The organism is Mycobacterium sp. E2989 (assembly GCF_001667595.1).
Taxonomy (GTDB): Bacteria; Actinomycetota; Actinomycetes; order Mycobacteriales; family Mycobacteriaceae; genus Mycobacterium.
On sequence record NZ_LZJX01000006.1, the window covers coordinates 100,634 to 123,669 of the forward strand.

Below are 23,036 nucleotides of genomic sequence, written 5' to 3' on the forward strand. Positions count from 1 at the left end.
CGCCGCTACTTGTTCAAGAAGCCGGCATCGACGGGCAGCGTGACGCCGGTGATGTAGCGGGCCTGGTCGGACACCAGCCACGCCACCGCGTTGGCGACGTCTTCCACATCCAGCACCTCCACCGGCATGGCGTTGCCCATGGCCCCGGGCGTATCGGTCGCGGCGGCCATCTTCGCGAGCCACTCGCGGGTGAACTCGTTGTTGATCATCGGGGTCTCGACACCGGACGGATGTATCGAGTTCACCCGAATATACTGCGTCGCAAGCAGATTCGCGTACACCCGCATCAGGCCCACCACGCCATGCTTGGCGGCGGCATAACCGACGGAACCGGCGTCCGGGCTGCCCACGCCGGCCAGGCCGGCGCTCGAACTGATCAGCACGATCGACCCGCCGGTGCCTTGGGCGACCATGGTCGGGATGGCAACCTTGATGGTGTTGTAGACGCCGGTGAGGTTGACGTCGATGACGTCGCGCCAGCCGTCGTCGCCGGATTGCATCGGGGCGATGCCGGCGTTGGCGACGACGATGTCGAGCCGGCCGAATTCGTCCAGGCCCGCCTGCAGCGCGGCCGACAGCGATGCCCGGTCGCGGACGTCGCCTCGGGCGGCGACGATGCGCGCGCCGGTGTCCTCGACCAACTTTACGGTTTGCGCCAGGTCTTCCTCGGTGGCCAGCGGATAGGGGACGCTGGCGATCTGATCGCACAGGTCGACCCCGATGATGTCCGCGCCGTCGGAGGCCAGCCGCACCGCGTGCGCGCGACCCTGGCCGCGCGCCGCGCCGGTGATGAAGGCGACCTTGCCCTCGAGTGGCCGCCCCATCAGGACCGGATCTGGCCCTTGTCCGGATCGCCCGCGGGCACGGGCTGCAGCATCTTGATGTCCGGCGCCCCGGCCAGGTGGTCGCCGGCCGCGGTGAACATCTTGGTGACGGCGGGCGCGGTGCTGTGCGCCTTGAGCGCCTCGGGGTCGGCCCACTGCTCCACGAAGACGAAGGTCTCGCCCGATTGGTGCAACGAGTACAACTGGCAGCCCGGTTCGTTGTGCACTTCCTCCACCGCCTGCGTGAGGATGTCACGGACGGTGTCGACCGATTCGGGTTTGACGGTCAAGGTGGCAACGACGACGACGGGCATGCTGGGGCCTCCTGCGGCTAAGGGGTGGGTGACGCGCACGGCTTTGTTACCTCGGTCACCGGTTGTCCACCCTACTCAGGCGACCCCGTGGCCCACCGGTCAGATGGGTCACAACCCCCAATCGTTACCAGTGTGGCGGGTGGTGCAGATGATATCGATGCGACTACCCTGGCCGACATGGCTAACAAGACCGCCACCCGCTCCAAAGCTCGAACGAGCAGGTCAAAGGCCAGTTCGCGAAGCGGGTCGGGTCGCACGCGGCCGGCGGCCCCCCGAAAGCGGCCGAGCAGGCCCGCCAAGCGGCGTCAGCATTCGCTAGTGGTGGCCGCCGGGCTGACCGGCGGCCGCGCCCTGCGCGCCACCTGGCTGATGGCCGCCCGCAGCACCGGAGGGGCGGCCCGGTCGATCGGGCGGGCCCGCGACATCGACCCGGGGCACCGCCGCGACGGGATCGCGCTGATGCTGCTGGGCCTGTCCGTCGTGGTCGCGGCGAGCTCCTGGTTCAGCGCCGCCCGGCCGGTCGGCGCCTGGGTGGACACGCTGTTGCGCACCTTCCTCGGCGCGGGTGTCCTGGCGCTCCCGGTCGTGACCGCCGTGGTGGCGGTGGCGTTGATGCGCACCCAGCCCAACCCCGACGCGCGCCCCAGGCTGATCCTGGGCGCCACCCTGATCGCGCTGTCCGTGCTGGGCCTGCGCCACCTGTGGTCCGGCTCGCCCGAGGACCCGGAGGCGCGCCGCCGCGCGGCGGGATTCATCGGCTTCGCCATCGGCGGCCCGCTGTCGGACGGGCTGACGGCCTGGATCGCGGCGCCGCTGTTGTTCATCGGCTTCATGTTCGGCCTGCTGTTGCTCACCGGGACCACCATCCGGGAGGTGCCCGACGCGATCCGCGCCATGGTCGGCGCCCGACTGCCCGGCGACGACTACGACGAGTACGACGACTACGACGAGTACGCGGATTCCGATGCGGCCGAAGACTTCTACGACGAGAGTGCGCTTGCCGACGACGGGCCGCAGGCCTGGCCGACGGCGGACCCGGCCCCGGCCCTGCGTGACAACGAGGACGACATTCCCACCACGCCGGAGCCGGCCATCGGGAAGAGCCGGCGCCGCGAGAAGAAGAAGACCGAGGTGCTGGACCGGGTCGTCGAGGGGCCTTACACCCTGCCGTCGATGGGCCTGCTGATCGCCGGCGACCCGCCCAAGAAGCGCAGCGCCGCCAACAACGTCATGGCCGAGGCCATCGGCGAGGTGCTCACCCAGTTCAAGGTCGACGCGGCGGTCACCGGCTGCACCCGCGGGCCGACGGTCACCCGCTACGAGGTCGAGCTGGGGCCGGGCGTGAAGGTGGAGAAGATCACCGCGCTGCAGAAGAACATCGCCTACGCGGTGGCCACCGAGAGCGTCCGGATGCTGGCCCCGATCCCCGGCAAGTCCGCCGTCGGCATCGAGGTGCCCAACACCGACCGGGAGATGGTGCGCCTGGCCGACGTGCTCACCGCGCCGTCGACCCGGCGCGACCACCACCCGCTGGTGATCGGGCTGGGCAAGGACATCGAGGGCGACTTCATCTCGGCCAACCTGGCCAAGATGCCGCACCTGCTGGTCGCCGGCTCCACCGGTTCGGGTAAGTCCAGCTTCGTCAACTCCATGCTGGTCTCGCTGCTGACCCGGGCCACCCCGGAGGAGGTCAGGATGATCCTGATCGACCCGAAGATGGTGGAACTCACGCCGTACGAGGGCATTCCGCACCTGATTACCCCGATCATCACCCAGCCGAAGAAGGCGGCGGCCGCGCTCGCGTGGCTGGTCGAGGAGATGGAGCAGCGCTACCAGGACATGCAGGCCTCCCGGGTCCGCCACATCGACGACTTCAACGAGAAGGTCCGCTCGGGCGCCATCACCGCGCCGCTGGGCAGCCAGCGCGAATACCGGCCCTACCCGTACGTGGTGGCGATCGTCGACGAGCTGGCCGACCTGATGATGACCGCGCCGCGGGACGTCGAGGACGCCATCGTGCGGATCACCCAGAAGGCGCGCGCGGCGGGCATCCACCTGGTGCTGGCCACCCAGCGCCCGTCGGTGGACGTGGTCACCGGGCTGATCAAGACCAACGTGCCGTCCCGGCTGGCGTTCGCCACGTCGTCGCTCACCGACAGCCGGGTGATCCTGGACCAGGCCGGCGCGGAGAAGCTGATCGGCATGGGTGACGGCCTTTTCCTGCCGATGGGCGCGAGCAAGCCGCTGCGCCTGCAGGGCGCCTACATCACCGACGAGGAGATCCAGGCCGTTGTCGGGGCCTGCAAAGTGCAGGCCGAGCCCGAGTACACCGAGGGCGTCACCACGGCCAAGCCGACCGGCGAACGCACCGACGTCGACCCCGACATCGGCGACGACATGGACGTGTTCCTGCAGGCGGTCGAGCTGGTGGTGTCCAGCCAGTTCGGCTCGACCTCGATGCTGCAGCGCAAGCTGCGCGTCGGCTTCGCCAAGGCCGGCCGGCTGATGGACCTGATGGAGACCCGCGGCATCGTCGGGCCCAGCGAGGGATCCAAGGCGCGCGAGGTGCTGGTCAAGCCCGACGAGCTGGCCGGCACGCTGGCCCTGATCCGCGGCGGCGCCGACGCCGACGGCGGCGAGCCCGAGGACTAGCGGGCGGTCGCCCGGTCGCCGAACGTGCACTCAGGGCGGGATTTCGGCGGATTTTTCGCCCTCAGTTCACGTTCGGCGGTCAGTGAGTCACAGCACCAGCAGCATCCGGGAGTTGCCCAGGATGTTGGGCTTGACGTAGCTCAGGTCCAGGAACTCGGCGACACCGATGTCGTAGGAGCGGCACATCTCCTCGAACACCTCGGCGGTGACCGGCGTGCCCTCGATCTCGGTGAAGCCGTGCTTGCCGAAGAACTCCGTCTCGAAGGTCAGCACGAACAGCCGCTTCAGCTGCAGTTCGCGAGCTACCTCCAGTAGCCGGTCGACGATCGCGTGGCCGATGCCGTGGCCGGTCATCGCCGGGTCCACGGCGACCGTGCGGACCTCGCCCAGGTCGGACCACATCACGTGCAGCGCGCCGCACCCGACGACCTTGTCCTCGCATTCGGCCACCCAGAATTCCTGGATGGCCTCGTACAGCGTCACCAGGTTCTTCTCGAGCAGGATCTTTCCCGCATACGTGTCGACGAGTTGCTTGATCGCGGGGACATCGGACGTTCGCGCGCGGCGCACCACCGGTCGGTAGTCATGCGAACTTTCGGTCACGGCTAACAGTATCGACATCGGGGACGGGTGCGCTGGTCACCGGTTATTCTGTTGCGGTGTCGGGGCAGCCGCAAACGGGTCCGCTTACGGGGCCGCCGGCCCGCGCTCATATCGCAAACCTCGCCAACACCCTGACGTTGCTGCGCCTGGTGCTGGTCCCGATCTTCCTGCTCGCACTGTTCGCCAAGGACGGTCACGAGATCGCCTTCCGGATCGTGGCTTTCGCGATTTTCGCGATCGCGTGCATCACCGACCGGCTGGACGGCCTACTGGCCCGCAACTACGGCATGGCAACCGAATTCGGCGCGTTCGTCGACCCGATCGCGGACAAGACGCTGGTCGGATCGGCGCTGATCGGGCTCTCGATGCTCGGCGACCTGCCCTGGTGGGTCACGGTGCTGATCCTGGCCCGCGAGTTCGGGGTGACCGTGCTGCGGCTGGCCGTGATCCGCCGTGGGGTCATCCCCGCTAGCTGGGGCGGCAAGGTCAAGACCGTCGTCCAGGTGGTGGCGATCGGCTTGTTCATCCTGCCGCTGACCGGGCCGCTGCGGGTCACGGCCGCGGTGGTGATGGGGGCGGCCATCCTGCTGACCGTCGTCACCGGCATCGACTACGTCGTCTCGACCGTGCGGGAAATACGCCGGACCGCCGACTGAATCTCGGCCGCCGAACGGGAACCAAGACCGCAGCGCCGGCGTTTCACGTAGTGAGCGCCTGCCGAACGCGGCCGATCACGTGCCGGGCGGGCTGACTGGACGAAGGAGGGCAGAAATGCCGCCATTGGTGCGCGAGGTCATCGGCGACGTGCTGCGCGAGGCCCGCATGACGCAGGGCCGCACGCTGCGCGAGGTGTCCGATTCGGCGCGGGTGAGCCTCGGGTACCTGTCCGAGGTGGAACGCGGCCGCAAGGAGCCGTCCAGCGAGCTGCTCAACGCGATCTGCGAGGCGCTGCAGGTGCCGCTGTCGTCGGTGCTCACCGACGCCGGCGAGCGGATGGCAGGCGTCGAACGGGCTCACGAACACGCCGTGCCCGCCGACGGGCTGCGCGGCCCCAGCATCGACGTCGACACCAAGGTCGTCATCCCGCCGGTCGCCTCCCTGGCGATCGCCTGAGCGCGGGGATCCGGCGTTAGGGGTGGGGCGACGGGCGTCGACCCACTAAATTGAGCGACAAGCGACGGCCCATCCAGGGGCCGTCCGGCCCACAAGAAGCGAAGGCGGAGCTCACTCATGGCCAATCCGTTCGTCAAAGCGTGGAAGTACCTCATGGCGCTGTTCAACGCGAAGATCGACGAGCACGCCGACCCCAAAGTGCAGATTCAGCAGGCCATCGAGGAAGCGCAACGCACGCATCAGGCGCTGACTCAGCAGGCGGCCCAGGTGATCGGCAACCAGCGCCAGCTGGAAATGCGGCTCAACCGGCAGCTCGCGGACATCGAAAAGCTTCAGGTCAACGTGCGTCAGGCCCTGACGCTGGCCGACCAGGCCACCGCCTCAGGTGACGCCGCCAAGGCCGCCGAGTACAACAACGCCGCCGAGGCGTTCGCGGCCCAGTTGGTCACCGCCGAGCAGAGCGTCGAGGACCTCAAGACGCTGCACGATCAGGCGCTGAGCGCGGCCGCCCAGGCCAAGAAGGCGGTCGAGCAGAACGCGATGGTGCTGCAGCAGAAGATCGCCGAGCGCACCAAGCTGCTCAGCCAGCTCGAGCAGGCCAAGATGCAGGAGCAGGTGAGCGCCTCGCTGCGGTCGATGAGCGAGATCGCCGCGCCCGGCAACGTGCCCAGCCTCGACGAGGTGCGCGACAAGATCGAGCGCCGCTACGCCAACGCGGTCGGCGCGGCGGAGCTCGCGCAGGGTTCGGTGCAGGGCCGGATGCTCGAGGTCGAGCAGGCCGGGGTGCAGATGGCCGGCCACTCCCGGCTCGAGCAGATCCGCGCCTCGATGCGCGGCGAAGCGCTGCCGACCGGTGGCACGCCCGCCGCCGGGGCGACCCCCGCGACCCCCGCTCCCGCCGAGACCACCGGGGGCGCGGTCACCGAGAAACCCTTTGGCCAGTAACGCGGTGTCGTGTCGGTGAGCGGGACGCAGCGCGGGCTCTGGCGCTCGCTGCTGGGGCGCGGGTTGGCCACCGCCGCCGACCTGTCCGACCTGGTGGCCCAGAAGATCAGCGCCGCAACGGATCCGCGTGCGCGGCTGCTGCGGCGGCAGCGCCGCGCGCTGCGGTGGGGCCTGATATTCGCCGCCGGTTGCGTGTTCTGGGCGGCGGTGACGATACTGCTGGCGGCGTGGGGTTGGTTTGCGCTCCTGCTGGAGATCACCGGCGCCGTCGCGGTCGTGATGGCGATCCCCGCGACGCTGTTGCTGCTGCGCTACCGGTGGCTGCGCGCCGAGCCGTTGCCCACGCCACGCCCGACGAACGTGCGCCGGCTGCCGCCGCCCGGCTCGGCGGCGCGGCCCGCGATGTACGCGCTGGGCGCCTCCGAACGCGGGTTCCTGTCGCTGTTGAACGTGATCGAACGGGGCTCGATGCTGCCGACCGCGGAAATCCGCGACCTGACCGCGGCGGCCAACAAGAGCTCGGCGGCCATGGCGGCCACCGCCGCGGAGGTGGTGTCGATGGAGCGGGCGGCCCAGTCCAGCGAATCATCGCGGTCCTACCTGGTGCCCACCATCAACGCGTTCACCGCGCAGCTGAGCGCCGGCGTCCGCCAGTACAACGAGATGGTCACCGCCGCAGCGCAATTGGTGTCCTCGGCCAACGGCGATCAGTTCGCCGCGTCGCAGCGCTACCGCGCCGAGCTGACCGGAGCCACCGACCGCCTGGTCGGCTGGGCGCAGGCGTTCGACGAACTCGGCGGCTTGCGCGGCGCCAGCTAGCCTAGAACGTCGCTTTGAGCGACGGCAGCACCACCGCCGCCAGGCCGCGAACGGTGGCCTTCAACATGTCGAAGAAGTCGAAGTAGTCGCGCCACAACGTGATTCGCCCGTCCTGAACTTCGAACACGCCGCAAACCCAGAACTGCAGCCGGACCGGGCCGAAGATCAGGGCGTCGGTGCGCTCGGTGAGCACCGCCCCGCCGTCGGCGGCGATGCGGTGGATCTTCACCTCGAAGGCGGCCCGGCCGTCCATCTGGCGAAACAGCTTCATCGCTCTGGCGCGGCCGTGAATGGTCGGCAACCCCACGTTCTCGTAGACGAGGTTGTCGGCCAGTGCCGCATCGGCGGTGTCGTAATCCGCGTCCTGCAGGGCGTTCAGGAAACCCTCGACCGTGCGGGTGTTCGCGACGCCTGTCCCAGTCAGCTCGGTCATGAGTGCCAGCGTAGGCGAGCGTCGCGGCCGCGCGCTGTGGCAGGGTAAGGCCGATGCGCGTCGCCGTGGTCGCCGGGCCGGATCCCGGGCACTCGTTTCCGGCGATTGCGCTGTGCCAACGCTTCGCCGAAGCCGGCGACGAGCCCACGCTTTTCACCGGCGCCGAGTGGGTCGACACCGCCCGCGCCGCCGGCATCGGTGCCACCCAGCTGGACGGTCTGGTCGCCACCGACGACGACGTCGACGCCGGGGCCCGGATCCACCGGCGGGCCGCGCGGATGGCCGTCCTCAACGTGCCGGCGCTGCGCGAGCTGGCGCCCGACCTGGTGGTGTCCGACGTCATCACCGCCGGCGGCGGGATGGCCGCCGAGCTGTTGGGCATCCCGTGGATCGAGCTGAACCCGCACCCGCTGTACCTGCCCTCCAAGGGATTGCCGCCGATCGGCAGCGGACTGGCGCCGGGCACCGGCATCCGCGGCCGGCTGCGCGACGCGACCATGCGCGCGCTCACCGCGCGGTCGTGGCGCGCGGGCCTGCGCCAGCGCGCGGCCGTGCGGGTCGAAATCGGATTGCCGGCCCGCGACCCGGGGCCGCTGCGGCGGCTGATCGCCACCCTGCCCGCCCTCGAGGTGCCGCGGCCGGACTGGCCGGCCGAGGCCGTGTTGGTGGGCCCGCTGCACTTCGAACCGACCGATCGCGTGCTGGACATCCCGGCGGGCTCGGGACCCGTCGTGGTGGTGGCGCCGTCGACCGCGTTGACCGGCACCGAGGGGCTGGCCGAGGTCGCGCTGGCGCAGCTGCGGCCGGGGGAGACGCTGCCGGCCGGGTCCCGGCTGGTGGTTTCCCGGTTGGGCGGGGCGGAGCTGCGGGTGCCGCCGTGGGCGGTGGTCGGGCTGGGCAGCCAGGCCGAGCTGTTGACCCACGCCGACCTGGTGATCTGCGGCGGCGGGCACGGGATGGTGGCCAAGACGTTGCTGGCGGGGGTGCCGCTGGTGGCGGTGCCCGGCGGTGGTGATCAGTGGGAGGTGGCCAACCGGGTGGTCCGCCAGGGCAGCGGACGGCTGATCCGGCCGTTCACAGCCGAGGCGTTGGTGGCCGCGGTGAACGAGGTGCTGTCGTCGCCCCGTTATCGGGCCGCCGCCCAGGCGGCGGCCGCTAGCATCGCCGGCGTGGCCGATCCGGTGCGGGTGTGCCACGAGGCGTTGGCGATGGCGGGATGACAGGGGGAGGGCAACGGCAATGAGGACGATCGCCGCCGGCGGCCTGCTGCTCGCCCTGATGTTCGGCGCGGGCGTCGCGCACGCCGATGCCGGCGACGAGCAGCAGGCGTGCCAGCTGATGGACGACCCGGCGGCCGCCGAGCAGGGTTTGGCTCCGGTCGAATACGCCTTCATGCAGTTGCGCTCGCGGATGTCGGCGCAGCGCGCGCGGACCATCATGTCCGAGGCCGTCCAGGACTACTGCCCCAACCACCTGGTCGACCTGCCGGCGAGCTGGCGGTGACGCGCGCGGTGTCCGATCGCGGTCCGGTGGGTATCTTGCTGGCGTGCGGCTAACGGAATTCAATGAGCGGGTCGTCCTGCGATTCGGCGCGGCGTACGGCTCTTCGGTGCTGGCGGATCATGTGCTGACCGTGTTCGACGGCCGCACCGCCGCCCAGGCGATCGAGGACGGGGTCGAACCCCGTGACGTGTGGCGCGCCCTGTGCGTCGACTTCGACGTGCCGCGCGAACAGTGGTGAAAGCGCCGCCTATTCGTAGGGCGGGTATTCGTGCTGTCGCAGCAGCTTGGCCAGGTGGACGGCGTTGCGGGCCGCCGTTTCGGTCGTGGCGGCCACCGCCTCCGGCACGTCGTCCAGGTCGTTGAAGTTGGTCCCCTGCATCGCCTCGCCGTTCCAGTAGGTGCAGCCCTGCGCGGGGATCGAGAACCCGATGTCGTTGAGCGCCTGAAACAGGTCGGCGACGATCTTGTGGGCGCCGTCCTCGTTTCCCACGACCGCCGCCAGGGCCACTTTGCCCACCATCCGGGGCCGTCCGGCGTCGTCCTTGTCGGAGATCGCCGCGTCGAGGCGCTCCAGGACGCGCTGCGCGACGCTGGACATGTGGCCGACCCAGGTGGGCGTCGACAGCACGATGATGTCGGCCGCCGTGATCTTCTCCAGCAGCGCCGGCCACTCGTCGCCCGGGCCCATGTCGGCTTCCACGCCGGGCAGCAGCGCCAGGTCCACGCAGCGCACCTTCTCGCCATCCACGCTCGCGCGGCGCAGTTGGGCGAGCACCTGATCGGCGATCAGCTCGCTGCTCGACGGCTCCGGGCTTTTCTTCAACGAGCAGGTCAGGGCGAGGGCGCGCAGGGAATCTGTGGACATGACGACCGATTACCCCTGCGCGACAAGGGCAAACGACGGCTAGCCCGGTGGCGTCTCGAACACGCAATCACCGCAGACCGCTCGCCCGGGCAGGCGGTAGAAGAGGCAGCAACTGCGGCGTTTGAAGCCCAGGTCCGCGCCGGTGACGACGCCCGACCCGGCCAGCACGCCCATGCCCAGCAGCGCCCGGGTCGTCTCGGCGATCCGCGGGCCGAGGTCGGGCCGCGCCGCCAGCAGCGCCCGGGCGGCCCCGGCGAGCGCGGACGCGATGTTGCCCGCGAGCAGGGCGGGCGCCAGCCCCACCCGCAGGCCGGCGGCGAGCGGTTGCAGGTGGTCGCGCACGACCACCCGGTACAGCGCGTCGGGGGAGGCGGCCGGGATCCCCACGGGCGCGGGCAAACGCAGCGGCGCCCCGTCGTCGGCGCGTTGCAGGGCGCCCAGGTCCGGGACGACACCGTGGCCGACAGCGCAGGCCAGCACGGGTGACCACAGCCGGCTGGCGTGGCCGAGATGAACCAGCGAGGCGGCGACCCGCAGGTCCGTCGTGTGATAGCGCCGGGCGGTGGCGTCGACCAGGTCGGTGAAGCCGTCGGCGTAGGACTGCCCGACCGGGTGCCATCCGGCCGCCGCGCCACCCACGGTCAACGCGAAAAACCCTCCGTAGGAAGCGATTTCGGCCAACTCGGCGGAGATGTCCATGTGTGCGCCTCGTGAGGGGGGATCCGCCCCGGTTGTCGTGAGCAAGCGCCCGACGGTGGGGGCTCCCGGGTGCGGCGTCCCGGATGTGCCCCGTCGGCCCTTTCGGGGGCAGATGTTGCCACACGCGATTACCGGGGTTCGGCGTGTCCGCTTGAATCGAACAAGTGTTCGTCTACTGTGGGAAACGTTCGGTGAGTCAACTTGTCGGTGGCCTTCTCTACTGTCACGGCCAACCGACCGACACCGGTCACCGAACACAACGAACCATAGGAGAGGCACCATGGCGCAAGCCCCCGACCGCGAGAAGGCTCTCGACCTGGCGATGGCCCAGATCGAAAAGAGCTACGGCAAAGGCTCGGTGATGCGTCTCGGCGACGAGACGCGTCAGCCGATCTCGATCATCCCGACCGGATCCATCGCCCTGGACGTGGCCCTGGGCATCGGCGGCCTGCCCCGCGGCCGGGTGGTGGAGATCTACGGCCCGGAATCCTCGGGTAAGACCACCGTCGCCCTGCACGCCGTGGCCAACGCCCAGGCCGCCGGCGGCGTCGCGGCCTTCATCGACGCCGAGCACGCTCTGGATCCGGAGTACGCCAAGAAGCTCGGCGTGGACACCGATTCCCTGCTGGTCAGCCAGCCCGACACGGGGGAGCAGGCCCTCGAGATCGCCGACATGCTGATCCGCTCCGGCGCCCTGGACATCCTGGTCATCGACTCGGTGGCGGCGCTGGTGCCGCGCGCGGAGCTCGAGGGCGAGATGGGGGACAGCCACGTCGGGCTGCAGGCCCGGCTGATGAGCCAGGCGCTGCGGAAAATGACTGGCGCGCTGAACAATTCGGGCACCACCGCGATCTTCATCAACCAGCTGCGCGAGAAGATCGGGGTGATGTTCGGCAGCCCCGAAACCACCACCGGTGGAAAGGCATTGAAGTTCTACGCGTCGGTGCGCATGGACGTGCGCCGGATCGAGACGCTCAAGGACGGCACCAACGCGGTCGGCAACCGCACCCGGGTCAAGATCGTCAAGAACAAGGTGGCGCCGCCCTTCAAGCAGGCCGAGTTCGACATCCTCTACGGCCAGGGGATCAGCAAGGAAGGCTCGCTGATCGACATGGGTGTGGAGCAGGGCTTCATCCGCAAGTCCGGCTCCTGGTTCACCTACGAGGGCGAGCAGCTCGGCCAGGGCAAGGAGAACGCTCGCACCTTCCTGATGGAAAACGACGAGGTCGCCAACGAGATCGAAAAGAAGATCAAGGAAAAGCTCGGCATTGGCGCGGTCGTGACCGATGGCTTGTCCGATGACAGCGTCCTGCCCGCCCCCGTCGATTTCTGAGCCCTCCCGCGAGGAGCAGGCGCGGACGCTGTGCCTGCGTCTGCTCACCGCGAGAGCGCGCACCCGGTCCGAGCTGCACGGCCAACTGGCCAAGCGCGGCTACCCCGAGGACGTCAGCGCCTCGGTGCTCGACCGGCTCGCCGCGGTCGGCCTGGTCGATGACACCGACTTTGCCGAACAGTGGGTGCGGTCGCGCCGGGCGACGGCCGGCAAAAGCAGGCGGGCGCTGGCCGCCGAGCTGCGCACCAAGGGGGTCGACCGGGAGGTCATCGCCGCGGCGCTGTCGGAGATCGACGCCGGCGCCGAACGGGACCGGGCCGAGCAGTTGGTGCGGACCAAGCTGCGGCGGGAGGCGCTCGACGGTGACGACGCGCGGGTGACCCGCCGGCTGGTCGGGATGCTGGCGCGGCGCGGCTACAGCCAGAATCTGGCGTGCGAGGTCGTCCTCGCCGAGCTGGCCGCCGAACGGGAGCGCCGCCGAGTCTAGGCCGGTGACGTGCGGTTTCTCGCGTGCCGAGCGCTCGCCGTACCATGGCCCCGTGACTTCGACGCTGGCTCCCGTGCGCACCTACCAGGTGCGCACCTACGGCTGCCAGATGAACGTCCACGATTCCGAGCGGTTGGCGGGGCTGCTGGAAGCGGCGGGTTACCAGCGGGCGCCCGAGGGGGCCGACGCCGACGTGGTCGTCTTCAACACGTGCGCCGTGCGCGAGAACGCCGACAACAAGCTGTACGGCAACCTCAGCCACCTGGCCCCGCGCAAGCGCGGCAATCCCGAGATGCAGATCGCGGTCGGGGGGTGCCTGGCCCAGAAGGACCGGCACGCCCTGCTGCGCAAGGCGCCGTGGGTCGACGTCGTCTTCGGCACGCACAACATCGGGTCGCTGCCGACGCTGCTCGAACGGGCCCGGCACAACCGGGCCGCCCAGGTGGAGATCGCCGAGTCGCTGCAGGAGTTTCCGTCCTCGCTGCCGAGTGCCCGCGAATCCGCCTACGCCGCTTGGGTTTCCGTCTCGGTCGGGTGCAACAACAGCTGCACGTTCTGCATCGTCCCTTCGCTGCGCGGCAAGGAGGTCGACCGCAGCCCGGCGGACGTCCTGGCCGAGGTGCGGGCGCTGGTGGACGACGGCGTGCTCGAAGTCACGCTGTTGGGCCAGAACGTCAACGCCTACGGCGTGTCATTCGCCGACCCGGCGCTGCCCCGCGATCGCGGCGCGTTCGCGCGGCTGCTGCGGGCGTGTGGGGACGTCGACGGGCTGGAGCGGGTGCGGTTCACCTCCCCGCATCCGGCCGAGTTCACCGACGACGTCATCGAGGCGATGGCGCAGACGCCCAATGTCTGCCCCGCACTGCACATGCCGCTGCAGTCGGGTTCCGACCGGGTGCTGCGCGCGATGCGGCGCTCCTACCGCGCCGAGCGGTACCTCGGCATCATCGACCGCGTGCGCGCGGCCATGCCGCACGCCGCCATCACCACCGACCTGATCGTCGGCTTCCCCGGTGAGACGGAAGAGGACTTCGCCGCCACGCTGGACGTGGTGCGGCAGGCCCGGTTCGCGGCCGCCTTCACCTTCCAGTACTCCAAGCGGCCCGACACCCCGGCCGCCGAACTCGACGGGCAGCTGCCGAAAGCCGTTGTGCAGGAACGCTACGAGCGGCTGGTCGAGCTGCAGGAGCAGATCTCGCTGGAGGGCAATCTCGCGCTGGTCGGCCAGACCGTGGAATTGCTGGTCGCCGCCGGCGAGGGGCGCAAGGACAGCCGCACGGCGCGGATGACCGGCCGAGCCCGCGACGGCCGCCTGGTGCACTTCACCGCCGACGACACGGTGCGACCCGGCGACGTCGTCACGGCGGTGATCACCCAGGCCGCCCCGCACCACCTGATCGCCGACGCCGGCGTCCTCAGCCACCGCCGCACCCGCGCGGGCGACGCCCACGCCGCGGGCCAGCGCCCGCGCGGCGTCGGCCTGGGCATGCCCGCCGTCGGACCGCCCGCCGACCCCGCCGAACCGATAGAACCAATGGGATGTGCCCGATGAACGAAGAACACCCGGACCTCAACGCCCTGCGAACCGAGATCGAGGCCGCCGAGCGCCGGGTGGCGCGCGGATTCGACCCGGGCCCACGCGGTTTCGTGGTGGCGATCCTGGTCTTCGTGTTGCTGGGGTCGTTCATCCTGCCGCACACCGGCGCCGTCCGCGGCTGGGACGTGTTGTTCAGTAGCCACGGGGCCGGCGCGGCCGCGGTGGCGCTGCCGTCGCGCGTATTCGCCTGGCTGGCCCTGGTGTTCGGCGTCGGGTTCTCGATGCTGGCGCTGGTCACGCGGCGCTGGGCGCTGGCCTGGACCGCGCTGGCGGGATCCGCCCTCGCCGGCGCCGCGGGGCTGCTGGCCATCTGGTCGCGCCAGACGGTGGCCGCCGGCCATCCCGGTCCCGGGGTCGGCCTGATCGCGGCCTGGATCGTCGTCCTGGCGCTGACCTACCAATGGGCGCGGGTGGTGTGGTCGCGCACCATCGTGCAGCTCGCCGCCGAGGAGCAGCGCCGCCGGGTCGCGGCGCAGCAACAGTCGAGGACGCTGCTCGACAGCCTGGACGACGACACGGCCAGGCCGGCGCCCCCGGACCCCGACCCCTAGGGCTTACGGGTCAACGCCTCCGCGGCCGCCTGCGCCCACTGCCGCCACTGTTCGGCGTTCGCCTTGGCCTCTTCGGCCTCCTTGGTGCGGCCGGCCGCCTCGGCCTTCTGCGCCTGCTGCTCGTACTGTTCGGCGCGAACGCGGAACTGCTCGGCGCGCGCCTGCGCCTGCGGATCCGACCAATCGGCCTCGCCCGCGTCGCGCACCTTCTTCTCGACCGCCCGCAGCCGGCGTTCCAATTCGGCGGACCGTTCCCGCGGCACCTTGCCGATCGCGTCCCACTTCTCGGCGATCGAGCGCAGCGCCGCCCGGGCCGCGTCGTGGTTGCTGGTGTCGATCTTTTCCGCCTCGGCCAGCAGCGCCTCCTTGGCGGTGGCGTTGGCCCGCAACTCGGCGTCCTTCTCCGCCGTCGCCGCGTTGCGTGCCGTGAAGAACACGTCCTGGGCCGCCTTGAATCGCCGCCACAGGGCGTCGTCGACGTCCCGGGCCGCGCGCCCGGCCGCCTTCCACTCCGTGAGCAGCTTGCGGAACTCGGCGCTGGTGGCGGTCCAGTCCGTCGAATCGGACAACTCCTCGGCACGTTCGCAGAGCCGCTCCTTGGCCTGGCGCACGCCCATGCGTTCCCGGTCCAGCTCGGCGAAATGGGAGCCGCGGCGGCGGTTGAAGGCCTCTCGGGCCGCCGAATAGCGCTTCCACAGCGCGTCATCGACCTTGCGGTCCAGGCCGCTGATGGTCTTCCACTCTTCGAGGATGGCCCGCAGCCGGTCGCCGGCGGCCTTCCACTGCGTCGAGTTGGCGGCCAGCTCCTCGGCCTCGGCGGCCAGCGCCTCCTTGCGCGCGGTCTGGGTGGCGCGAAGCTCGTCGCGGCGCGAACGCTCCTCGGCGACGGCGGCCTCGGCCTGCTCGACGAGGCTGCTCAGCCGGCCGGCCAGCGCGTCCAGGTCGCCCAGCACGGCCGAGGTCGGCAACGATTCGGCCAGTTCGGAGGCGTGGGCTTTGATCTTGCGGGCGTCACCGGTTCCCGCCGCGAGCCGCTCCTCCATCAGCGTGACCTCGGTGCTGAGGTCGTCGAAGCGGCGGCCGAAGTGGGCGAAAGCGGCTTCCCGGTCACCGGCCTGCCACGAGCCGACGATGCGCTCACCGCCGGCGGTGATCAGCCAGACCGTGCCGTCGTCGTCGACGCGCCCGAACTGGTGCGGATTGCTGCGCGGGGGCGCCGGCACCGGGTGGGCGGTGGGTCGCGGGGCGCTCGACGGTCGGGGACCGGGACGCGGTCCCGGGCGGGGCACCGGGCGCGAAACCGGTTGGGGCACCAGCCCAGCCGGGTCTCCGCCGCGGGGTTCGTCTGTCGTCATGCGCTCGTCACCTACCCTTCGCGCGGTCGAGATTCCGCGCACCTGCCGCGCGTAGCGGCACCGTCTGCTGCACCCGTCGGTCGGCCGGCTCGGCCCTCCCAACAGCTGCTCAACAGTATTCAAGCAGCTTGGCGGCCCACGCGCCGCCACCCTGACGATCCCGCGCAAGATGCCTCGGCGCGGACGCATCGGGTGTCTGTGATCCGTGTGCGGCCCGGACGAGGAAACGGGCGGCCGCCCCCGGGCTGAACCGAAGGTTGCCCACAGCCGTTGCATAGGTTGATCGCGTATCAACTGAAGGATGATTTTGTCGGCGAGCAGCAGCGTGGGCAACGTCATACAGTTGTTGCTGAACTGATCGCAAATTTTGCGTGTATTTGCCGGGGCCCCAGGGAAAGCTGGTCGGGGCAATCATGAGGTGAGGGGTCCGCTCATGTCGAAAGTTGACGTCGCTGCGTTGATCGCGTTGTGCGCGGCGTTGGCATCCGCGATCGGCGACGTGATCCGTCAGCGCTCGGCACAGGAGATCACCGACAAGGAGGTCGGCCACCTCGAGCTGTTCCGGATGTCGCTGCGGGACACCCGTTGGTGGCTGGGAGGCCTGGCGGCCATCGTCAACTACAGCCTGCAGGCCGGGGCCCTCGCCTGGGGCTCGGTGGTGCTGGTGACCGCGCTGCAGGTCACCGCCCTGCTGTTCGCCCTGCCGATCTACGCGCGCCTGACCAAGCGTCCGGTGACCCGCTTTGAGTGGGTGTGGGCGATCGTGTTGGCCGGCGCGTTGGCGGTGGTCATCATCGTCGGTGACCCGGCCTCCGGGAACCAGCGCGCCTCGGTCGAGACGTGGGCCATCGTGGCCGCGGTGATGGTGCCGCTGCTGGTGGCGTGCGTGGTCGCCGCGCGGATCTGGAAGGGCAGCCCGATCGCGGCCGCGCTGCTCGCGGTGGTGGCGGGCTCGGCGCTCGCGTTGTTCGCGGTGCTCACCAAGGGCATCGTCGAGCTGGGCGAGGACGGCGCACTGGCCGTCGTGACCTCGCCCGAGTTCGTGCCGTGGCTGCTGCTGGCGCTGACCGGGATGATCTTCCAGCAGTCGGCGTTCCGCGCCGGCGCGCTGACGGCGTCCATGCCGACGATGACGGTGGCCAAGCCCGTCGTCGCCGGTTTGCTCGGCATCTTTGTGCTCGACGAAACCCTGAACGCCGACGGGCCGAAGGCCGTACTGCTGGTCGCCGCGATCGCGATGGTGATCGTCGCCACCGTCATGCTGGCCCGCGGCGAGGCCGCCACCATGGTCGCCGAGGTCGGGCGAGACGACGGGAGCCTGGCCGACCCTTTTAACGATCCGGTCTTGGCGGCGCCGGCCGAGGCCTGACCGCCTCGCGACGGCGAAACGTTAGTTTGGTGGCGTGCTCAGCGGCATCGCGATCGTTCCGTCGACCCCGCTGCTCGTGCCCGAGCTCGCCGGAGCGGCCGCCGCGGAGGTGACCGACCTGGCGTCCGCGGTGCTGGCGGCGGCCGCCTTCCTGCCCGCGCGCTGGGCCGTCGTCGGGACCGGCGAGCGTGACCAACTGTGGGGTCCCGACACGGCCGGGACGTTCGCGGGCTTCGGCGCGGACGTCGGGGTTCGGCTTTCCCCGCGGGCCCACCCCGAACCGCCCGCCGAGCTGCCCGTGTGCGCGTTGCTGGCCGGTTGGGTCCGGGGCCGGGTCCGGCCCGACGCGACCGCGGAGGCGCGGATCTACCCGGCCGGTCTTGATGCGGGCACCGCGCTGGCGCGCGGCCGCGACCTGCGCGCCGAGATCGACCGGGCGCCGGAACCCATCGGGGTGCTGGTGGTGGCCGACGGCGCGAACACCCTGACACCGGCCGCCCCCGGCGGCTACGACCCGGCCAACGCCGACGCGCAGCTGGCCCTCGACGACGCGCTGGCAACCGGCGACATCGCCGCTCTGACGCGGCTGCCGCGACAGATCCTCGGGCGCGTGGCCTTTCAGGTGCTCGCGGGCCTGTCCGAGCCCGGGCCGCGGTCGGCAAAGGAGCTGTACCGCGGTGCGCCCTACGGCGTCGGCTACTTCGCGGGCGCCTGGCAGCCCTGAGGTGGCCGTGCGACCACTGGCGATCATCGGCCCCACCGGCACCGGCAAGTCGCAGCTGGCGCTCGACGTGGCCGAACGGCTCGACCCCGGCGCCGAAATCGTCAACGCCGACGCGATGCAGCTGTATCGCGGGATGGACATCGGCACCGCGAAGTTGCCCGCCGACCAGCGCGGCGGCATCCCGCACCACCAGCTCGACGTCCTCGACGTCACCGAGACCGCGACCGTCGCCCGCTACCAGAGCGCCGCCGCCGCGGACATCGAGGCGATCGCGGCCCGCGGCGCGGTGCCCATCATCGTGGGCGGGTCCATGCTCTACGTGCAATCCCTGCTCGACGGGTGGTCGTTCCCGGCCACCGATCCCGCCGTGCGGGCGCGCTGGGAACAGCGGCTGGCCGAGGTGGGGGTGGGCGGATTGCACGCCGAGCTGGCGCGCCGCGACCCGGCCGCGGCCGCGGCCATCCTGCCCACCGACGCGCGGCGGACCGTGCGCGCGCTCGAGGTAATCGAGCTGACCGGCCGGCCGTTCGCCGCGTCCGCACCCCGCATCGGTTCCCCGAGATGGGGCACCGCGATTGTCGGCCTCGATTGCGAGACAACGGTCCTCGACGAGCGGCTGGCCCGGCGCACCGACGACATGTTCGACCGGGGCCTGGTCGGCGAGGTGGTCGCGCTGCTGGACGCGGGTCTGCGCGACGGGGTGACGGCGTCGCGGGCCCTGGGCTACGCGCAGGTGATCGCGGCGCTCGACGCCGGCGGCGGCGCCGACCGACTGCGCGACGCGCGGGAACTGACCTACGTCGGCACCCGGCGCTACGTGCGGCGGCAGCGGTCGTGGTTCCGCCGCGACCACCGGGTGACCTGGCTGGACGCGGCGGACCCGGCCACGCTCGTCGACGGGGCCCTGCGGGCCTGGGGCCACGTATCCTGAGCACGTGAGATTCGCGAAGGGCCACGGTACGGAGAACGACTTCGTGCTGCTCCCGGACGCGCAGGCCACGCTCGATCTCACCCCCGCCCGGGTCACCGCCCTGTGCGACCGGCGGCGCGGATTGGGCGCCGACGGCGTGCTTCGGGTCACCACCGCGGGCGCCGCCCTGTCGGCCGGCGTGCTCGACCGGCTGCCCGACGGCGTGGCCCCGGCCGACTGGTACATGGACTACCGCAACGCCGACGGTTCCATCGCCCAGATGTGCGGCAACGGCGTCCGGGTGTTCGCCCATTACCTGCGCGCCAGCGGCATGGAGGCCCGCGACGAGTTCGTCGTCGGATCGCCGGCCGGCGCCCGACCGATCACGGTGCACGGTGCCGACGCGACCCACGCCGACATCACCGTCGACATGGGCAAGGCCAACACGCTCGGCGGCGGAAGCGCCGTGGTGGGCGGCCGCCGGTTCTCCGGCCTGGCCGTCGACGTCGGCAATCCCCACCTGGCGTGCGTGGACCCCGGCCTGACCGCCGAGGAGCTGGCCCGCCTCGACGTGGCGGCCCCGGTGGACTTCGACCACGCCCAGTTCCCGGAGGGGGTCAACGTCGAAGTTCTCACCGCGCCGACGGATGGCGCGGTGCGGATGCGGGTACACGAGCGGGGCGTGGGCGAGACCCGCTCCTGCGGCACCGGCACGGTCGCGGCCACCGTGGCCGCGCTGGCGGCCGGCGGGGCGGCCACCGGCACGCTGACGGTGCGGGTGCCCGGCGGCGAGGTCGTCGTCACCGTCACCGACGCCACCAGCTACCTGCGGGGGCCGTCGGTATTGGTTGCGCACGGGGAGGTCAGCGGGGAATGGTGGGACGCGCAGGAGCGTTAATTCGAGTGCGCGGCGCCGATTCGCCGTGCATCATCTTGTATTGCCTATGACACATCCTGAATCGCTCAATTTCGCTCCCGCAGTTGAGGAGCCAAGCACCGGCGAGCTCGCCCTGGAAGAACGGTCGGCGCTGCGCCGCGTCGCCGGCCTGTCCACGGAACTCACCGACGTCTCCGAGGTCGAGTACCGCCAGCTTCGGCTGGAGCGCGTCGTCCTGGTCGGCGTGTGGACCGACGGCACCGCCGCCGACAGCGAGGCCAGCATGGCCGAGTTGGCCGCCCTCGCGGAGACCGCCGGCTCCCAGGTGCTCGAGGGTCTCATCCAGCGCCGCGACAAGCCCGACCCGTCGACCTACATCGGCTCGGGCAAGGCCCAGGAGTTGCGCGAGGTCGTGCTGGCGACCGGCGCCGACACCGTGATCTGTGACGGTGAGCTGTCCCCGGCGCAGCTGACCGCACTGGAAAAGGCGGTGAAGGTCAAGGTCATCGACCGCACCGCGCTGATCCTGGACATCTTCGCCCAGCACGCCACCAGCCGGGAAGGCAAGGCCCAGGTGTCGCTGGCGCAGATGGAGTACATGCTGCCGCGGCTGCGCGGCTGGGGTGAGTCGATGTCCCGGCAGGCCGGTGGCCGCGCCGGTGGCAGCGGGGGAGGCGTGGGCCTGCGCGGTCCCGGTGAAACCAAGATCGAGACCGACCGCCGCCGCATTCGCGAACGCATGGCGAAGCTGCGCCGCGAAATCAAGGACATGAAGCAGGTTCGCGACACCCAGCGCAGCCGCCGCCTGCGCAGCGAGGTGCCGTCGATCGCCATCGTCGGCTATACCAACGCCGGCAAGTCGAGCCTGCTCAACGCGCTGACCGGGGCGGGTGTGCTGGTGCAGGACGCGCTGTTCGCCACGCTGGAGCCCACCACGCGACGCGCCGAATTCGACGACGGTCGCCCGCTGGTGCTCACCGACACCGTCGGGTTCGTCCGCCACCTGCCGACGCAACTGGTCGAGGCGTTCCGCTCCACGCTGGAGGAGGTCGTCGACGCCGACCTGCTGCTGCACGTGGTGGACGGCTCCGACGCCAACCCGCTGGCCCAGATCAACGCGGTTCGCGAGGTGATCTCCGACGTCATCGCCGACCATCACGGCGACCCGCCGCCCGAGTTGTTGGTGGTGAACAAGGTCGACGCCGCGAGCGGCCTCACGCTTGCCGAGCTTCGGCACGCGCTGCCCGGCGCCGTCTTCGTCTCGGCCAGGACGGGTGAGGGCATCGCCGCGCTGCGGCGCCGGATGGGCGAGCTGGCCGTCCCCGCCGACACGGCCGTGGACGTGGTGATCCCGTATCACCGCGGCGACCTGGTGGCCCGGCTGCACGCCGACGGGCGGGTGCAGGAAGAGGAGCACAGCCCCGACGGCACCCGGATCAAGGCCCGGGTTCCGGTGGCGCTGGCCGGGCGGCTGCAGGAGTTCTCGGCCGACTGACCTACCGGGCCCCGGGCCGCCGCCTACCAACCGTCTGGTTGGTATATGTTGGGCGGCAGAGTTTCCAGTCGCCGGAGGTCATCCACATGGGCAGTGCCGTCAAGTACCAGCGCACTCTTTTCGAGCCGGAACACGACCTGTTCCGCGAGTCCTACCGGGGCTTCCTCGACCGTCACGTCGCGCCCCATCACGACGAATGGGAGAAGGCGAAGATCGTCGACCGCGGCGTGTGGCTGGAGGCCGGCAAGCAGGGCTTCCTGGGCATGGCCGTGCCCGAGGAGTACGGCGGCGGCGGCAACCCCGACTTCCGCTACAACACGATCATCACCGAGGAGACCACCGCCGGTCGCTACAGCGGGATCGGCTTCGGCCTGCACAACGACATCGTCGCGCCCTACCTGCTGGCCCTGGCCACCGAGGAGCAGAAGCAGCGCTGGCTGCCGAAATTCTGCACCGGCGAACTCATCACGGCGATCGCGATGACCGAGCCCGGCACCGGCAGCGACTTGCAGGGCATCAAGACACGCGCCGTCAAGCAGGGCGACCATTACGTGCTCAACGGCGCAAAGACGTTCATCACCAACGGAATCAACGCCGACCTGGTGATCGTGGTGGCGCAGACCGATCCCGACAAAGGGGCGCAGGGCTTTTCGTTGCTCGTGGTGGAACGCGGCATGGAGGGTTTCGAACGCGGCCGGCACCTGGACAAGATCGGGCTGGACGCGCAGGACACCGCCGAGTTGTCGTTCACCGACGTCAAGGTTCCCGCCGAGAACCTGCTGGGGCAGGAGGGCATGGGGTTCATCTACCTGATGCAGAACCTGCCGCAGGAGCGCATCTCGATCGCCATCATGGCGGCCGCGGCCATGGAGCAGGTGCTCGAGCACACGCTGCAATACACCAAGGAGCGCAAGGCTTTTGGCAAGCCGATCGGCAGTTTCCAGAACAGCCGCTTCGTGCTTGCCGAGCTCGCGACCGAGGCCACCGTCGTGCGCATGATGGTCGACGAGTTCATCCGGTTGCACCTGGACAAGAAGCTGACCGCGGAACAAGCGGCGATGGCCAAGTGGTACTCGACCGAAAAGCAGGTGCACCTGATCGACCGTTGCCTGCAATTGCACGGCGGGTACGGCTACATGCGCGAATACTCCGTCGCCCGTGCCTATCTGGACGCGCGGGTGCAGACCATCTACGGCGGCACGACCGAGATCATGAAAGAGATCATCGGCCGCAGCCTCGGGGTCTAGCACTTAGTCAGCGGAAACGGCCAATTCGGACCTCGACGGCAAACCGCTGCGCGGGCCGGGTCCGTTTGTTCGGGTGGATCGTTGACCAGTTAATGGCTTCACGTACCGTCGCCCCATGCGTTTTGGGTTCGTCGGCGGCGTAATGGCGCACCGCCGAGGCTGTGCCGTATTGGGATTTGAGCGTGGCTCGGCATCATTTCGACATCGGCGTGGTATCCGTTTTTGTAATATTCGTGATTTGACTTCGCATTGTTCGTCGGCGGGAGCAAAGTTGTCCGAGCGCGGCGATAACGCGGATCGGAACGGGGCTGCGTCCCCGCG

General features: G+C 70.4%; 25 protein-coding genes. 18 read left to right on the forward strand and 7 right to left on the reverse strand.

Annotation, left to right across the window (positions count from 1 at the left end; all coding sequences use genetic code 11):
• Window positions 1-5: 5 nt before the first annotated feature.
• Together A5680_RS01440 and A5680_RS01445 are read right to left on the reverse strand one after the other, a co-directional pair.
• Complete coding sequence (locus A5680_RS01440) at window positions 6-827, reverse strand: mycofactocin-coupled SDR family oxidoreductase (RefSeq protein WP_067815504.1); 822 nt, start codon at window positions 825-827, stop codon at window positions 6-8.
• Complete coding sequence (locus A5680_RS01445) at window positions 824-1,138, reverse strand: putative quinol monooxygenase (RefSeq protein WP_055405301.1); 315 nt, start codon at window positions 1,136-1,138, stop codon at window positions 824-826. The genes A5680_RS01440 and A5680_RS01445 overlap by 4 nt, the downstream gene beginning before the upstream one ends.
• A 177-nt stretch (window positions 1,139-1,315) precedes the next feature.
• Here A5680_RS01445 and A5680_RS01450 point away from each other — a divergent pair, with 177 nt between their 5' ends.
• Window positions 1,316-3,790 (forward strand): DNA translocase FtsK, encoded by a 2,475-nt coding sequence (locus A5680_RS01450; RefSeq protein WP_082970229.1) that lies wholly within the window; start codon window positions 1,316-1,318, stop codon window positions 3,788-3,790.
• An 87-nt stretch (window positions 3,791-3,877) separates the two neighbouring features.
• Here the strand turns inward: A5680_RS01450 and A5680_RS01455 are convergent, their stop codons facing one another.
• Window positions 3,878-4,393 carry an amino-acid N-acetyltransferase gene (locus A5680_RS01455; RefSeq protein ID WP_197499711.1) on the reverse strand — a complete coding sequence of 172 codons (516 nt, stop codon included), beginning with the start codon at window positions 4,391-4,393 and terminating at the stop codon, window positions 3,878-3,880.
• A 56-nt stretch (window positions 4,394-4,449) separates the two neighbouring features.
• Here A5680_RS01455 and pgsA point away from each other — a divergent pair, with 56 nt between their 5' ends.
• The 4 genes from pgsA to A5680_RS01475 all read left to right on the forward strand — a co-directional run bounded on the left by pgsA (window position 4,450) and on the right by A5680_RS01475 (window position 7,270).
• Entirely contained in the window at window positions 4,450-5,049 is a 600-nt protein-coding gene (pgsA, locus tag A5680_RS01460; RefSeq protein ID WP_055405299.1) for a CDP-diacylglycerol--glycerol-3-phosphate 3-phosphatidyltransferase, read from the forward strand.
• Window positions 5,050-5,164: 115 nt separating this feature from the next.
• Complete coding sequence (gene clgR, locus A5680_RS01465; RefSeq protein ID WP_055405298.1) at window positions 5,165-5,506, forward strand: transcriptional regulator ClgR; 342 nt, start codon at window positions 5,165-5,167, stop codon at window positions 5,504-5,506.
• Between the two features lie 117 nt (window positions 5,507-5,623).
• Entirely contained in the window at window positions 5,624-6,451 is an 828-nt protein-coding gene (pspA, locus tag A5680_RS01470) for a phage shock protein PspA (RefSeq protein ID WP_055405297.1), read from the forward strand.
• 9 nt (window positions 6,452-6,460) lie between these two features.
• A complete protein-coding gene (locus tag A5680_RS01475; protein WP_067815343.1) occupies window positions 6,461-7,270 on the forward strand; it encodes a hypothetical protein in 810 nt (269 codons plus the stop codon).
• Between the two features lies 1 nt (window position 7,271).
• Here A5680_RS01475 and A5680_RS01480 read toward each other — a convergent pair whose 3' ends face one another.
• Window positions 7,272-7,703: a limonene-1,2-epoxide hydrolase family protein gene (locus A5680_RS01480; protein ID WP_055405295.1), complete on the reverse strand. Its 432-nt coding sequence runs from the start codon at window positions 7,701-7,703 to the stop codon at window positions 7,272-7,274.
• A gap of 53 nt (window positions 7,704-7,756) precedes the next feature.
• Here A5680_RS01480 and A5680_RS01485 point away from each other — a divergent pair, with 53 nt between their 5' ends.
• Genes A5680_RS01485 through A5680_RS01495 form a run of 3 tightly spaced genes read left to right on the forward strand, consistent with a single transcriptional unit; the run spans window position 7,757 to window position 9,444 of the window.
• The gene (locus A5680_RS01485; RefSeq protein WP_067815345.1) at window positions 7,757-8,923 is read left to right on the forward strand and encodes a glycosyltransferase; all 1,167 of its coding nucleotides are present in this window, start codon (window positions 7,757-7,759) and stop codon (window positions 8,921-8,923) included.
• A gap of 19 nt (window positions 8,924-8,942) precedes the next feature.
• A complete protein-coding gene (locus tag A5680_RS01490; protein ID WP_055405293.1) occupies window positions 8,943-9,206 on the forward strand; it encodes a hypothetical protein in 264 nt (87 codons plus the stop codon).
• A gap of 43 nt (window positions 9,207-9,249) precedes the next feature.
• The gene (locus A5680_RS01495) at window positions 9,250-9,444 is read left to right on the forward strand and encodes a DUF3046 domain-containing protein (RefSeq protein WP_055405292.1); all 195 of its coding nucleotides are present in this window, start codon (window positions 9,250-9,252) and stop codon (window positions 9,442-9,444) included.
• Between the two features lie 9 nt (window positions 9,445-9,453).
• Here the strand turns inward: A5680_RS01495 and A5680_RS01500 are convergent, their stop codons facing one another.
• Together A5680_RS01500 and A5680_RS01505 are read right to left on the reverse strand one after the other, a co-directional pair.
• Window positions 9,454-10,071, reverse strand: coding sequence for a flavodoxin family protein (locus A5680_RS01500; RefSeq protein WP_067815348.1), 618 nt, complete (start codon window positions 10,069-10,071; stop codon window positions 9,454-9,456).
• A gap of 39 nt (window positions 10,072-10,110) precedes the next feature.
• The gene (locus A5680_RS01505) at window positions 10,111-10,770 is read right to left on the reverse strand and encodes a (2Fe-2S)-binding protein (protein WP_067815351.1); all 660 of its coding nucleotides are present in this window, start codon (window positions 10,768-10,770) and stop codon (window positions 10,111-10,113) included.
• Between the two features lie 280 nt (window positions 10,771-11,050).
• Between A5680_RS01505 and recA the strand changes: the two genes are divergently transcribed.
• The 4 genes from recA to A5680_RS01525 are packed head-to-tail and all read left to right on the forward strand — an operon-like array spanning window position 11,051 to window position 14,738.
• On the forward strand, window positions 11,051-12,103 hold the full coding sequence (gene recA, locus A5680_RS01510; protein ID WP_067815356.1) for a recombinase RecA: 1,053 nt from the start codon (window positions 11,051-11,053) through the stop codon (window positions 12,101-12,103).
• Window positions 12,069-12,590 (forward strand): recombination regulator RecX, encoded by a 522-nt coding sequence (gene recX / locus A5680_RS01515; RefSeq protein ID WP_055401701.1) that lies wholly within the window; start codon window positions 12,069-12,071, stop codon window positions 12,588-12,590. The genes recA and recX overlap by 35 nt, the downstream gene beginning before the upstream one ends.
• Before the next feature lie 52 nt (window positions 12,591-12,642).
• On the forward strand, window positions 12,643-14,142 hold the full coding sequence (gene miaB / locus A5680_RS01520; RefSeq protein ID WP_255379935.1) for a tRNA (N6-isopentenyl adenosine(37)-C2)-methylthiotransferase MiaB: 1,500 nt from the start codon (window positions 12,643-12,645) through the stop codon (window positions 14,140-14,142).
• Window positions 14,139-14,738, forward strand: coding sequence for a hypothetical protein (locus tag A5680_RS01525; protein ID WP_067815362.1), 600 nt, complete (start codon window positions 14,139-14,141; stop codon window positions 14,736-14,738). The genes miaB and A5680_RS01525 overlap by 4 nt, the downstream gene beginning before the upstream one ends.
• On the opposite strand, the gene A5680_RS01530 is transcribed toward A5680_RS01525, so the two are convergent.
• The gene (locus A5680_RS01530; RefSeq protein ID WP_067815364.1) at window positions 14,735-16,093 is read right to left on the reverse strand and encodes a DUF349 domain-containing protein; all 1,359 of its coding nucleotides are present in this window, start codon (window positions 16,091-16,093) and stop codon (window positions 14,735-14,737) included. The genes A5680_RS01525 and A5680_RS01530 overlap by 4 nt on opposite strands.
• 433 nt (window positions 16,094-16,526) lie before the next feature.
• Between A5680_RS01530 and A5680_RS01535 the strand changes: the two genes are divergently transcribed.
• The 6 genes from A5680_RS01535 to A5680_RS01560 all read left to right on the forward strand — a co-directional run bounded on the left by A5680_RS01535 (window position 16,527) and on the right by A5680_RS01560 (window position 22,715).
• A complete protein-coding gene (locus A5680_RS01535) occupies window positions 16,527-17,462 on the forward strand; it encodes a DMT family transporter (RefSeq protein ID WP_055401692.1) in 936 nt (311 codons plus the stop codon).
• 34 nt (window positions 17,463-17,496) lie between these two features.
• The gene (locus A5680_RS01540) at window positions 17,497-18,186 is read left to right on the forward strand and encodes a hypothetical protein (protein ID WP_067815367.1); all 690 of its coding nucleotides are present in this window, start codon (window positions 17,497-17,499) and stop codon (window positions 18,184-18,186) included.
• A 7-nt stretch (window positions 18,187-18,193) separates the two neighbouring features.
• Window positions 18,194-19,117 (forward strand): tRNA (adenosine(37)-N6)-dimethylallyltransferase MiaA, encoded by a 924-nt coding sequence (gene miaA / locus A5680_RS01545; protein WP_067815510.1) that lies wholly within the window; start codon window positions 18,194-18,196, stop codon window positions 19,115-19,117.
• Between the two features lie 4 nt (window positions 19,118-19,121).
• On the forward strand, window positions 19,122-19,994 hold the full coding sequence (gene dapF / locus A5680_RS01550; RefSeq protein ID WP_055401688.1) for a diaminopimelate epimerase: 873 nt from the start codon (window positions 19,122-19,124) through the stop codon (window positions 19,992-19,994).
• 46 nt (window positions 19,995-20,040) lie between these two features.
• On the forward strand, window positions 20,041-21,468 hold the full coding sequence (gene hflX / locus A5680_RS01555; RefSeq protein ID WP_055401686.1) for a GTPase HflX: 1,428 nt from the start codon (window positions 20,041-20,043) through the stop codon (window positions 21,466-21,468).
• An 86-nt stretch (window positions 21,469-21,554) separates the two neighbouring features.
• Entirely contained in the window at window positions 21,555-22,715 is a 1,161-nt protein-coding gene (locus A5680_RS01560; protein WP_067815370.1) for an acyl-CoA dehydrogenase family protein, read from the forward strand.
• Window positions 22,716-23,036: the final 321 nt, after the last annotated feature.